The sequence below is a fragment of the Candidatus Cloacimonadaceae bacterium genome (genome assembly GCA_030693415.1).
Lineage (GTDB): Bacteria > Cloacimonadota > Cloacimonadia > Cloacimonadales > Cloacimonadaceae > JAUYAR01.
In genome coordinates, this window is the sequence record JAUYAR010000128.1 from 1 (window position 1) to 11,060 (window position 11,060).

Here is an 11,060-nt window from a genome sequence, read left to right on the forward strand (position 1 = left end):
GCTCATCCTCGCTTATATCCAATGGACCGATATGCAATAAAACATTGAGACGGGGACCATTGTCCGTGTTGACGGACTCAACCAGCTGGTAGTAAACGCTTGTGCTACCGGTTCTTTTGCTTGTTACTGTCTTTCTTCTAATAAACATGGCTCTACAAAAAAACAGTAGCAAAAGATGTCAAGCCTTTAATTCGCCTCGTAGTTCTAATTTTGGACACTATGAGGCCATTTTCAGCAATTTCGTTGTATATTTATCAATAACTTACGATTCAAATATGGGATTTTTCAAGTTTTTTTTGCTCAACTTCGGTTAGTTTTATTACGCTTGATTAACGCAGCCAAGGCGGAGAGCGGTGTAGCGCAGCATGCCGATGCTGCGGAAACGAACGCGGAAACTCCGATTCCCCACAGCCGAATCGGAATTCAGCTTCCCAATGGGTCGCGCAGCATGCCGATGCTGCGGAGTAAAAAATCTGCCAAAAATGTCCAAAAAATGGGCTTACAATCTCCCATAATACCCCACGTAATGTGACGCGCAACCATCAGTTGATCCTAACGACCATGCAAACCAGAACAGACACGACAATCCCTATCAGCGATACTACCGTCGCTGAAGATAACCACAAGCAAATCTATAATGCCCTCAATCTTAACCATAATCCAATCAAAAGAAGGGTCACCAAACACAAACACGCGTAGTGACCATAGGTTATCTAAGTGGCTGTAGGACAGGTGTATACATTTTGAAATGGTAAAGTTTAATTAACTCTCAAGATAGTGGAATTTGAGAACAGAATAATTTAAATTGACAGCATTAGAAGTTGGAGAATAGTGGCAAGGTGTAAATCAAAATGAAATCTCGAGGATACCTGAAATAATGAGCAATGATGATCTCACAAAGGTTGAAAAACCGCACAATCTAAGCATAAAGTCAGAAAGCCCCTATAAGGGTCAAATGTTTGACCAGATTGTACATTGGCAGTTTTCTCAAACAGTCAAGAATGAACCCCGCGTCACAATTGAACAAAATGATGCCATATCTTTTTTGTCGAATCTACCCGATAATTCTATCGACTTAATTGTTACAGATCCTGCATATTCAGGTATGAACCAAATGCTTAAGCTGGGTCGAGGTAAAATAATAGGTAAATATAATGATCGGGGCGATGGGCAAAAATGGTTTGAAGAATTCCATGATACTGAAGAAAACTATTATAAACTACTAAAAGAGTGTTATAGAGTGCTAAAGGATGATAGACACATATATATCATGTTTGATTCATTTTCACTCTTATCACTGGGTTCTTTGGTAAGGGAAGTATTCAATGTAAAGAATATCGTTGTTTGGGATAAGTTAAATATTGGTATGGGGCATTACTTTAGGCGAAGACATGAATTCATCCTTTTTGCCAGCAAGGGGAAAAAGAGCTTAAACCTAAAGAATATTCCAGATGTATGGAGAATTAAAAGAGTTACAAAGGCAAAGTACCCAACTCAAAAACCAACTGAATTATTCGAACTTATGCTTGTTGGTAGTGCAGAATGTAATTATACTGTTTGCGATCCATTTATGGGTAGTGGGTCATCTGCAATTGCAGCACTAAAACATAATTGTATATATTATGGGTGCGATACTTCATCAACCTCGATTCAGATAACTACCGAACGTATTAATGAATATCAGTTATTTGGAAATGATATTCTTCAGCCATGCAGTCTTATTGACGTGAAAGATAACCAGTTAATGGAGTTAATTACAAATGGCAAGTTTAAGTAAATCGAAAACACTTTTTGCTTTTACTTCTCCAAGAACTATCGAGAAGATAATACCAGAAATAGAGTTTCTTGTTACTTCATTTGGTGGTATTAAGTGGGACACTCGAACCCAAGAAGACTTTTATGAGGCTTTGTATAATGCTGATTTCTTTGATGGCACAGTTAAAGCAAAGAATATGAACTTAGCCGCAAGAGATCGGATAACTCGAGCTCCAAAAGCACTGGGGTTTGTAAAGCTTAAACCAGTTATAGAATTAACCGATGCCGGTAGAAGATTACTTACTGGTAAACGAATACATGAAACGATAACCAGACAATTACTTAAGTTTCAGTTACCATCAAATTACCATAAAGGCACCGACAACCGCTTCTGGGTTAAGCCTTATCTTGAGCTATTACGATTAATCCGCGATATGAATGGTCTCAGTAAAACTGAAATAGCGTTATTCTATACTCAATTAATCCATATTAACCGGTATGACGAAATACAACAAGCGATTTTAGATTACCGTCAGTCAAAGTCAAAATTCAAAGGAAATGCGAAGCAATTTATCTTGGACTGCGCGATAAAAGAAATTATTAGTATTTATAAAGTGCAGATAGAGCATGGTGATTTGACAACTCGAGAGAGTTTAGATACAAGCCTTAAGAGGTTTGTTAATACAAAAAAACATAACCTCTTCGATTACGCTGATGCTTTTATTAGATACATCAATGCCACTTCCTTAATGGCTTTTGATACATCGCAAAATCGGATCGTTATCAGTAACTTCAGGATACCAGAAGTAGAGTTTATATTAGCAACCGTCGATAGAAATCCAATTATCTTTGAAAGAGAAACTGATTATCAAAACTATCTGTTTGCATCAGATACTCCATTGTTATACGGAGACGTATTGGAAAACCTATTATCCAAATACTCTAAATATGTTGATGTGAGCGAATTCAGATTGTTAGCTATTGAATCCGTTAAAGACCGTATTGAAGAAATAGAATCTCGGCTAAGACAGGAAAACAATCTAATAACTGTTTCCAACCTTAAGAACTATTCGCAATTTGATGAGATTATCCAGACTTATGATAAGATCATCAAGAGAGATGTTATCGATCCACCTCTATATTTTGAATGGAACACATGGCGTGCTTTTGAAATGATAAATTATGCCCTTGAAGTAAATGGTTTTTTCAAGTCTGATATCAACGGATTACCGATATCTACAGCTCCCGGTAAAGTCCCCGACCTTGTAATAGAATACGACAATTTTTTGCTGATGGTTGAAGTAACTTTATCTTCAGGATATACCCAATACAATATGGAGGGAGAGCCGGTTGCGAGGCATTTTGGCACCTTAATGAAAACATCTTTTAAACCTCTGTTTTGCCTTTTTATAACGCCCAAATTAAATCAATCTACTTTAGCACACTTTTTCACTGTAAATAAAACCAATATTGAATTTCATGGTGGAATGACAAATATTATTCCGATCACCTTACAGCAGTTTATCAAACTTTTAAGTATCGCCAAATCGTGTGGTTTTAACAATTCATCAAAACTATATGATTTGCTAACCAATATTATGCACCATCACAAAGGGTCTTTATCTGAAGTGTTATGGCAAAATTCAATCAATACGTTGATTAATTCATGGCTTCAATCAGCTTAGCCCAACTTTCGAATAGAACGAGCTCACAGGTTTGAAGCGGTTTTTGTGCATTAAAACGTCATGACAGTCGGCACGACCGCACAAAAAAAAGAAGAGACGATGATTTCATCTCTTCTTATTATCGCTTGCGTTTCTTCTTGTTTATAGGCTGTGAATAAAACCGGTTACGCGAAGAAAACGGCTGCTTGACCTATGATTTGTCTTTTTTGTAGGATTTGGATTTTGTAAATTCACGAGGCTTGTAATCCCGTGGTTTGTCATCACTGGGCTTGTAGGCGCGTGGCTTGTCATCCCGAGGTTTGTAGTCTCTTGTTTTCGGGTCCCGTGGTTTGGGATCGTAATTGCCGGATTTTTTCCGTCTGGTTGATTCCACCACTTCGGCTGAAACAGGGATGCCTTGGTATTTGTTGCGGGAGAATGCTTTGAGCAACTGGGCTTCATATTCCGCATCCAGGTCGATCAAGGTGTGATCCGAGAGGATGTCGATCTGCCCGATTTCGATGCTGCGTGAAACCTTGAGTTGGTTGATATAGCGCATCAGGTCGCGTTTTGTCACTTGTGAGACATAGCCGATGCCAAGGCGGAAGGTCTTGAAGGCGACGTCTTTCTTTTCGGTTTTGGCGGTGGCTTCGCCGCTGTGGTCGAGGTCTTTGGTGTCCTTGTAATAATTCAGGAATCGGTTAAATTCCACCGAGACAAAGCGTTGGATGAGTTCTTCGCGGGTCAGCCAGCTCAGTTTTTTATAGACGTTGGGGAGGAAGGAATCGATCTGGGCGTTGTCCACTTCGATTCGTTCGACGGTGTCGATGAAATGAAAGAGCTGCTTTTCGCAGATTTCTCTGCCGCCGGGCACTTTAGACCAGACTATTTCGCGTCCGAGACGTCTTTCCATCGCTTTGAGCAAGCCGATTTCCTTGCTGTGGATGATCGTGAGGGAAATGCCGCTTTTTCCTGCTCTGCCGGTTCTGCCGGAACGATGAATATAGATGTCCGGCTCCGTGGGAGCGCTGAAATTGATGATATGCGTGAGGTCATCGACGTCGAGACCGCGAGCCGCCACATCTGTGGCTACCAAGAGACGCACAAACTTACTGCGAAAACGACTCATCACGAGTTCGCGTTGACCCTGTGAGAGGTCTCCGTGAAGGGCATCCGCGTTGTATCCATCGTGCTGAAGTTTGTCCGCGATCTCTTGAGTTTCGTTTCTGGTGCGGCAAAAGATGATCCCGTAGATATTGGGGCTCATGTCCGCTATCCGTTTCAGTGCCAAGTATTTATCCCTGGCTTGCACTTTATAGTAAAAGTGCAGGATGTTCTCCGCGCCTTGGTTTTGATTGCCGACGCTGATGCGATGAGGCTCTTTCATAAAGGCTTTGGCGAGACCTGCCACTTCCTTTGGCATGGTGGCGGAAAAGAGCATGGTTTGCTTTTCGGCTGGTGTGTGGCTCATGATTTCGGAAAGCTCTTCTTGGAAGCCCATGTTCAACATTTCGTCCGCTTCGTCCAAAATGAGGCGGTTGATGTGTTCAAGCTTGAGCACGCCCTGGCGAATCATGTCCGCGACTCTGCCTGGAGTGCCGACAACGATTTGCACGCCGGCTTTGAGGGCATCTTTTTGTTTCTGCATCGGCGCGCCGCCATAGACTGCGGTTATCTTGATGCGGGGCATGTATTTGGCATAACTTTGCAGATCTTTGGTGATCTGGATGCATAGCTCTCGGGTGGGGCACAAAACGATGGTCTGCACCGCGGATTTTTCTATATCGGTTTGGCTGAGCGTAGGAAAGCCGAAAGCTGCGGTCTTTCCGGTGCCTGTCTGTGCCAGGGCGATCAGATCGGTTTCATTTTCCAGCAGCCATTCGATGGTCTGATCCTGAATAGGGGTCGGATGCTCATAATTCAGGTCTGCCGCTGCGCGTTGAAGAGGTTCTGGAAGTGTGATATCAGTGAATTTTGTCACAAATTGGGTCCTTTATTGTGTATTTTGGGGTCATTGTCTCAGAGAGCCCGTTTTTGTAAAGGAAATACTTGTAATCAAGGTATTTATTCTTCTTTATGCCCTTCGGTTGGGGCTTCTTTTCACCAAAAACCCTTATTCCCGGCGCCGAGGACACTATCTTGAGAGGGCTTTCTATCAGGCTAAACTTGTATAATCCTAAGTAGCTACAGGCAATCACCCCAGGATGAAAGAGCTGCCTCCGGATTTGGCGAGGTATCCTTTCAGCTCGAGGTTGAGCAGGATGGTGGAAAGCTTGCCAAAGCTGTGTCCGGTCTGCACAATGAGTTCATCAAAGTGTATCTCGCGTTGTTCCTGCTTGAAAAAGTCCAGCACGATCACTTCATCGGGGAAGATATCCGGCAGGATATCAAGCTGTTCTGAAACTTCCGCATCCGTCTGAACGCCAAGACAATGGAGGATGTCCTCCGCCTCGGTGATCAGCGCGGCACCGTTTTTGATCAGATAATTCGGTCCTTGAGCGTTGGGGTGGTTGACGTTTCCCGGCAGGGCAATGAGATCGCGGTTTTGTTCAAGGGCAAATTTGGCGGTTAAGAGCGCTCCGCTGGTGATTGGACCTTCCACGATGAAACAAGCCTGTGAAAGAGCGGAGACGATACGGTTGCGGGCTGGGAAATTCCACTTTTCTGCTTTGGTGCCGGGATCATATTCGGAGACGAGCGCTCCGTTGGCGATGATCTTGGCGGCAAGCTCTCTGTTTTGAGGAGGATAAATGTTATCCACTCCGCTGGCGAGAACGGCGATGGTTGGGGTTTTGGCTTTGACCGCTGTGCTGTGTGCGATGCTGTCGATGCCCATTGCAAGCCCGCTAACGATGCAAACACCCTTCGCGCAGACGGGCTCGAGCAATTTGCGGCACATTTGGATTCCGTAGGAAGTCGGTTTGCGCGTTCCGACTACCCCCAGAGTGATGGATTTGAGTGCTTGGAGCAATCCTCCGCGATAATAGAGCATCAAGGGTGGCGCGAAGATTTCCTTCAAAGTGGAGGGATAGCCCCCATCAGTGATGCAGAGGATGTCTATCTCATAATGTTTGCATAGTTTAAGGATGCCTTCAAAGTTGTGTGGCAGCGTGCCATCCATCAGATACTGTTTCGCTGTGATGTTGAGCAGGTCGCTGCAAAAAAGCGGATGCTCGCTCTTGCCTACAAAGTCTTGCGGATCGGGATACCGCTCCAGGATAGCAAGAGCAGTGCGGAGCTTGATCTCTGGATTACTCTTCAGGCAGAGCCATGCAGCAAGCTTGTTCGTATCGGTCATTGACTTTTCAAATGGCTGTAGAGCTTATATTTAAGCTCATCGAGGTTGAACTGGCTGATCGAGGAAATGGGGAATACATCGGTGCCAAAGCTTTTCTTAAACTGGGCGGAGATCGCATCAACCACGGTTTCGCGTTCTTCTTCCGGAACGGTATCCAGCTTACTGAGCACGATCAGGAAGGGCTTTTTTTCCATAAACTTATCATAGAGATAGAGTTCCGCGCGGAGGGTTTGATAGACAAGCAGTGGATCGGGAGCGCTTACTTCGATCAAAAAGAGCAGCACACTGGTGCGTTGGATGTGCCGTAAGAATTGTATTCCCAAGCCTTTGCCCATGTGAGCGCCTTCTATGATACCGGGAATATCCGCCATCACGAAGGATTGATAATCTCCTACGCGCACGACGCCGAGCATCGGTTCGAGAGTAGTGAATTCATAATCCGCGATCTTTGGTCTGGCAGCGGATAACACGCTGAGCAGAGTGGATTTACCCGCGTTTGGAAAGCCCACCAAACCTACATCCGCCATCAGTTTGAGCACAAACTCAAGTTCGACCTCCTCGGTGTGTCTGCCGGGAGTTGCATGCCGTGGCGCCTGATTGGTCGGAGTGGCAAAATTGCTGTTTCCCTTGCCGCCGCGTCCTCCTTTGGCGATGATTAGTTCCTCGCCGTGGTGGGTGATATCTCCAAGCTTGACCCTTTTTCCCTCTTCCTTGAGATGAAATATCTCGGTTCCCAGTGGCACACGCAAGTAGATGTGTTCGCCACTGGCGCCGGTTTTGCGGTTGCCGGAGCCATATTTTCCATTCTCCGCCTTATAGAGCTTGTTGAATTTGTAGTCCAACAGGGTGTTTACGTTTTCGTCGCCGATAGCGAAGACGTTTCCGCCTCTGCCTCCGTCACCACCGTCCGGACCGCCTTTGGGAACGAACTTTTCACGCCGGAAACTCACGACGCCGTCGCCGCCGTCACCTGCTTTGACGCGCAATTTTGAATGATCTATAAACATATATTCTTTATACCGTTATCCTCATTGAATGATCACGAAACGCTGCCATTTATACGCTTTGCCGGATGTTGTTTTGATGAAGTAGATGCCGCTGCCGGGATTGCTGCCTTTGACTTTTCCGTCCCAGGTGAAACTAACTTCCCCGGATACGGGATTTGCCTGATGGATGACGCCCAGTTTCTGCCCGCGCAGATTGAACAGCTCAGCTTTCACCATTTCCGAACCGAGTCCCTTGATGCTGATTTCGCCTGCTTTGAAGGGATTTGGCATCGAAACTGATATGGGGGCTGGAACGCAGTAGTCATCCTCGATGGAGACGATCTGAAAAGCGAGTTCCACGACGTCCGATTCGTTGTCGCTGAACCTGAAAGTGCCACCGGTGGTGCCGACGGGGAGCAAGCCGGTGAAGGTCACAGGCTGGGAAAAGTCATTGCTCAGATGCGTCATTGGAATCGTCTGATTTGCATGGGTCACAAACTCTGCCATGAGTGGGAAATCACCGTTAATATCGGTATAGGTCACACTGACGATGTTGTTTGCGAAACCTGGCTGGGATAGTGCCGGCAGGGTATTTTGGGGTACTGTGTAGCGCAGATCAAGAAACTCGTTGACCCCGTAGCTGCCGGAGTCTCCGAAACCAAATTCCGGCTGCAGGGTGACCGAGTTTATATTGATACGCATTGTAGCGCTGGAAAACATCAGGGCATTGGATTCGTTTGGCCAGGGACCGAAATTCGGATCATTGGTCAGGTCGCTGATATTGCATGCCATATAGAGTTTCCCGCCGCTGACTTGGCTTTGGATGTTTCCGATGCGGGCAAAAGTCGGTATCCCGGTCGCGTCCATGCCAACTTTATACAGCCCGGGTGAGATCACTCCGGCGATGTTGAAACTGTAGATCATTGCATAGGCAACGCTGTCCGCCAACGCAACCGGATTCATGATCGTGGTCAGATACACGTTGTAGGAAGTGAGCGAGAGCATGGTGGGAAAGCTATTTGCCACGTTTGCCAGCGTGGAATAGAACTTATTGGCTGTGGCGGCTATGTATGAATCCGTGAGATCAAGCGCCGGAGCATAGACGGTGATGGAATCCCCGGTGGCGTCCGTGCCGATCAAAGCCATCGTATTCAGCACCGGTGGAAAGGTGTCGCTGCCAAGATAGGCGGGATGCATGTATGCTATGGATTCATTCATATAGCTGGCATCCGCTTTGAGCCGATAGCGCAGCGTCTGTCCAAACTGATATGGCAGCAGCGCTTGATTGAAGAGCAAGTCCGAATTATCCACCGGCGCGCTTTGCCAACCGCCATTGTTGATGCGATACCAGCATTCTTGCGGATACATACCTCCGCTGAGGTCGTTCCAACGCAGGCGCAGATTGCCGTCCGCACAAACTGAGCTGTGCCGGATGCCGCCAAAAGGCATGGTTTCTTGGGCAAAGAGTGCCGCGCAGAGCAGCAGGAGCGTAATCACAAGTATCTTTTTCATGTTCAAATCCTTCAATCTATTTGATTAGTCCTTGTTCCATTAGTTTTTTGAAATATGTCCAGCTCGTCTCGTTCGGTTCGCTATATTCCGAGGGTGGTTCGCTGAAGCTGGGATTCTTTTTCATCACAAAGTCCCGGATGTGTTTTGGCAGGTCTGCAAACCCGCCGGGGAGCTTGCGTCCGCGGCACACGAAAACGAGGTTTCCGGGGCGGTCACCCATGCGCATGAAAGGCATCCAGGGGCTGATCCGCGTCCAGGTGATCTTCACCGGCACCGTGCTCAGGTCTTTGTTTTCCAAGTCATTCCTGCTTGCAAAAAGCTGAAAGAATTCTGCCGCAGAATAGGTGTCGCTTTGGGAAAATTGGCTGTATTCCTTACGCGGTAGCGGAGAAGGATAAAAGGGAAAGATATCCAGATGGAATGCGACCTCGTCGCCAAGATCGGTGCTGGGAAGGATCATCCGCACAAAACGCAGATCTTCCTCTGAAAAACTAAGGTTTTGGTTGACCGGATCGTTCCAGATGTGGATGACTGGAACTTCCTTGCCGGACAGGGGATTGCGCCAGTTTTCCATGATTTCGCCGGTGCGGTGATCAATATAGAAAGCCGTTTCGCGAGTGAGGAGTTGAAATCCTTCTTCCGCAGGCACCGTTCTGGCGATGTTATATCCCTCGAAGGCAAAGAGTTCCATGCGTTTTTCACCGGGGATCATGCTATAGACCTTTCCCGTCCAGTGAAAGAGAGTAACCCCTCCGGCAGCGTCTCCGCGGACGCGCATAAAGTTATTCAGGTATTCGCGCTCTGGGGATATCTCTCCGGCAAAGAGGAGATTGATGCTCATCAAAGCGGCCATAGAGATCGGGATTAGGACACGGGTCATTGCAAAGCCCTCCCTATTTGAAAGTGAGGCTGTCTTTGAATTGCTCAAAGGTAGCTAACATATCGTCAAATTGCTCATGGACAGCGCCCATCATCAGCATATAATTCCTGCCTCCGCGGGTGAACACAATGGCGGTCATCTTCATCTGCCACATCATCATATCCACGTTCAGGAGTATTGTTGTGGCGTCCATGCCTTGAAATTTGACCTTCTTATTTTGCTCCAGTTCAAGCAATTCAAAGCCATACGTCTCCACTTCCGTGCGCAAATCGGCTAAAAACTGCTCCAAAGTCTGATCTATACCTTTGCCCAGATCTTCAGGATTGAGCAAATCGCTGGTAAAAGTAAGCGTGACCGGGCTCATTGATGATCCGTCCGATAGCAAGGCGGAGAATTGACTATCCTGATATTGAGCGCTAAAGTTTGCCGGATAGCTGACGCTATAGCCCAATTCCTCATTGTTAAAGACCTTCCACTGTTCGGCTGCCAAGCCCGACATTAACAGGCACATATACACCACGAAAATCACACGGTATCTCATCTATCCTCCTCATGAGCGGGACGAAAACTATGTGTGCACTTCTAATATCATCTGCCATTTCCTGTCAAGCAGTTTGATCGCCATTCATCGCTCCATGATTATGGAATTACCGACGTCCCCGTCGGTTCCTGTCCGCAGGATCGGTTACGGATTTGTAGATCGGTTACAGATTTGTGGATGGTTACAAAGATGTGGATGGTTTACGAAATTGGCAGATGTGTCAAAGTCATCGCTGCTGTCGCAGTGGGATAGAGCTTCGTGTCGCCGACGGGGACGTCGGCGCTCGTGCGCCTGTGAGCGATACATATCAGACAGGTGAAAGTCCTGTTCAGAGCACCGTTAAAACTCTGTAGCCGAAGGTAACTGCGTCACCGTGAGGTGGGGTGGAGAGCAACTGGAAGCGAATGACCAGTCCGTAGGATAA

The 11,060-nt window shown here is 46.4% G+C and carries 8 protein-coding genes; 2 read left to right on the forward strand and 6 right to left on the reverse strand.

The genetic code is table 11. From position 1 onward, the window contains the following. Positions 1-877 precede the first annotated feature (877 nt). Together Q8M98_07865 and Q8M98_07870 are read left to right on the forward strand one after the other, a co-directional pair. Positions 878-1,777 carry a site-specific DNA-methyltransferase gene (locus Q8M98_07865; protein MDP3114680.1) on the forward strand — a complete coding sequence of 300 codons (900 nt, stop codon included), beginning with the start codon at positions 878-880 and terminating at the stop codon, positions 1,775-1,777. Next, entirely contained in the window at positions 1,761-3,440 is a 1,680-nt protein-coding gene (locus tag Q8M98_07870; GenBank protein ID MDP3114681.1) for an AlwI family type II restriction endonuclease, read from the forward strand. The genes Q8M98_07865 and Q8M98_07870 overlap by 17 nt, the downstream gene beginning before the upstream one ends. Before the next feature lie 190 nt (positions 3,441-3,630). On the opposite strand, the gene Q8M98_07875 is transcribed toward Q8M98_07870, so the two are convergent. From Q8M98_07875 to Q8M98_07900, 6 genes are all read right to left on the reverse strand, one after another. Further along, complete coding sequence (locus Q8M98_07875; protein MDP3114682.1) at positions 3,631-5,400, reverse strand: DEAD/DEAH box helicase; 1,770 nt, start codon at positions 5,398-5,400, stop codon at positions 3,631-3,633. Positions 5,401-5,613: 213 nt separating this feature from the next. Beyond that, positions 5,614-6,717: a DNA-processing protein DprA gene (gene dprA / locus Q8M98_07880; protein ID MDP3114683.1), complete on the reverse strand. Its 1,104-nt coding sequence runs from the start codon at positions 6,715-6,717 to the stop codon at positions 5,614-5,616. Then, entirely contained in the window at positions 6,714-7,724 is a 1,011-nt protein-coding gene (obgE, locus tag Q8M98_07885; protein MDP3114684.1) for a GTPase ObgE, read from the reverse strand. The genes dprA and obgE overlap by 4 nt, the downstream gene beginning before the upstream one ends. Positions 7,725-7,745: 21 nt before the next feature. Then, positions 7,746-9,215, reverse strand: a complete 1,470-nt coding sequence (locus tag Q8M98_07890; protein ID MDP3114685.1) for a T9SS type A sorting domain-containing protein — start codon at positions 9,213-9,215, stop codon at positions 7,746-7,748. A 16-nt stretch (positions 9,216-9,231) separates the two neighbouring features. After that, entirely contained in the window at positions 9,232-10,095 is an 864-nt protein-coding gene (locus tag Q8M98_07895; GenBank protein MDP3114686.1) for a DUF1838 family protein, read from the reverse strand. A gap of 13 nt (positions 10,096-10,108) precedes the next feature. After that, positions 10,109-10,636, reverse strand: a complete 528-nt coding sequence (locus Q8M98_07900) for a hypothetical protein (GenBank protein ID MDP3114687.1) — start codon at positions 10,634-10,636, stop codon at positions 10,109-10,111. Between the last annotated feature and the right edge of the window lie 424 nt (positions 10,637-11,060).